General features: G+C 64.0%; 3 protein-coding genes. All 3 read left to right on the top strand.

Annotated elements, in window-relative coordinates; genetic code table 11:
• Positions 1-555: ABC transporter permease (locus tag A3764_RS22470; RefSeq protein WP_067952125.1), on the top strand; the 555-nt coding region annotated here is incomplete at its 5' end.
• Positions 549-1,265: an ATP-binding cassette domain-containing protein gene (locus A3764_RS22465; RefSeq protein WP_067919402.1), complete on the top strand. Its 717-nt coding sequence runs from the start codon at positions 549-551 to the stop codon at positions 1,263-1,265. The genes A3764_RS22470 and A3764_RS22465, both read left to right, overlap by 7 nt.
• Positions 1,262-2,074, top strand: coding sequence for a substrate-binding domain-containing protein (locus A3764_RS22460; RefSeq protein WP_067919400.1), 813 nt, complete (start codon positions 1,262-1,264; stop codon positions 2,072-2,074). Before A3764_RS22465 ends, A3764_RS22460 begins: the two co-directional genes overlap by 4 nt.
• Positions 2,075-2,107: the final 33 nt, after the last annotated feature.

Here is a 2,107-nt window from a genome sequence, read left to right as displayed (position 1 = left end):
CTGGCCATTCGCCGGTTCCGTTACCGCCGCTGGGCCATCGCGGTGCTGAACGCATTGATGGGCCTGCCCCCGGTGGTGGTCGGGCTGATCGTCTATCTGCTCCTGTCCCGATCCGGCCCGTTCGGCGTTCTGGGCCTGCTGTTCACCCCGACCGCGATGATCATCGCGCAGGTCATCATCATCACCCCGCTGATTGCTTCGGTCACGCATCAGGCGATGCGCGACCTCTGGGCCGAGTACCACGACCTGCTCATTTCGCTCAACGCCACACCGGGGCAACGTATCCTCACCCTCATACTCGACGGTCGGCGTGCGCTCCTGACGGCGGCGCTGGCAGGCTTTGGCCGCGCCATCGGCGAAGTGGGCGCCATCATGATCGTCGGTGGAAATATCGACCATGCCACCCGCGTGCTGACCACCGCGATCGCGCTCGAAACAGGCCGGGGCGACTTCGCGCTCGCACTGGGGCTGGGGTTCGTGCTGATCCTGCTGGCCCTGACGGTGAACCTCGTGACCCACGCGCTGTCACGGACGGAACAGGAGGGCCGGTGGTGACTGCGCTGCTTCCGGTACGGGTAAAACAGGCTGTGGTGCGGCGCCGGGGCAAGACGCTGCTCGGCCCGGTGGATCTGGAACTGGGGCCGCGGGGCTTTACCATCGTGCTCGGCCCCAACGGGGCGGGCAAGACGACCCTCCTGAAGACGATCCACGGGCTTTCCCGGCTCAGCAGCGGCCATGTGAAATGGTCGCTCCCCGCGGCAGAGGCGCGCCAGCGTCAGGGCTACGTGTTCCAGAGCCCCATCATGCTGCGCCGAAGCGTGCGGGCAAACCTCGCCTATCCGCTGCGCCTTGCAGGGGCGCGGCAAAAGGATATCGCGGAAGCTGTCGAACACTGGGCGGGGGCCATCGGCCTTTCGGGCGCGCTGGATCGGCCCGCCCCGCAGCTATCGGGCGGTGAAAAGCAGAAGCTTGCCCTCGCACGCGCGCTCATCCGTTCACCGGATATATTGTTTCTGGACGAGCCCTGCGCCAATCTGGACGGGCGTTCGATGCGGGAGATCGAGACGCTTCTGCAAAAGGCGCATGATGCGGGGACGCGGATCGTCATGTCCACGCATGACCTTGCCCAGGCGCAGCGCCTTGCCACGGATATTCTGTTCCTGTTTAACGGAACCGTTCACGAGTCCGGCCCGGCGGAACAATGTCTGCGCAGCCCGCGCACAGCCGAACTGGCCGCTTTCCTGAGGGGAGACATTCTCGAATGACGCGTATTCTTACCATTACTGCCGCCCTGTTCTTCGCCTTCGCCGCACAGGCCGAAACGATGAAGCTGGCCGTTACCACCTCTTTCGCCAATTCCGGCCTTGCCGACCTGTTATTGCCCGCCATTCAGGAAGATACAGGGCTGGAGGTTCAACTGCTCATCGTGGGGACGGGACAGGCGCTCCGCCTCGGAGAGGCGGGGGATGTGGATGCGATACTCGTCCATTCCCGCAAGGCCGAAGACGCCTTCGTCGAAGCGGGCTATGGCACACATCGCCGCGAAATCATGTATAACGACTTCGTCCTGATCGGGCCGCAGAACGATCCGGCCACCGCAGGCGTGGCGGAGAATGCGCCCATGGCATTTCGTTCCATCGCCACCGCGCTGGCTCCCTTCGTCAGCCGCGGGGATGACAGCGGCACCCACAAGAAGGAACTCGCGCTCTGGGCAGCCGCCGATCTGGATCCGGAAAGCTTTGGTGATTGGTACAAACCCGTCGGTTCCGGCATGGGGGCCGCGCTCAATACCGCCGCCGGGTTGGAGGCCTATATCCTGTCCGACCGCGCAAGCTGGCTCAATTTCGCAAACAAGGCGGGGCTGGACATCGTCTTTGCGGGGGATCCTATCCTTTTTAACCAATACGCCTATATCCCGGTCAACCCGGAGCGGCATGCCCACGTGAAAGCCGACGCGACCCGCGCGCTGGAGGACTGGTTGACCGGCCCGCGGGCCCAGGGCCTGATCGATGGATATACCATTGCGGGCGAAAAGCTGTTCACCTTCAATGCCCAGTCTGCCGGCGCCGAATGATGATCCTGTTGCTGGCCATCCACCGCTTTCGCT

It is taken from the genome of Sulfitobacter sp. HI0129, from assembly GCF_001635395.1.
Classification (GTDB): domain Bacteria; phylum Pseudomonadota; class Alphaproteobacteria; order Rhodobacterales; family Rhodobacteraceae; genus Sulfitobacter.
The sequence above is the reverse complement of the archived record's forward strand: the minus strand, read 5'-3'. Positions and strand labels throughout refer to the sequence as shown.

Bases quoted from the DNA above. Each gene is read 5' to 3' on its own strand.
- A3764_RS22460 (WP_067919400.1), top strand. From the start codon at position 1,262: ATGACGCGTATTCTTACCATTACTGCCGCCCTGTTCTTCGCCTTCGCC.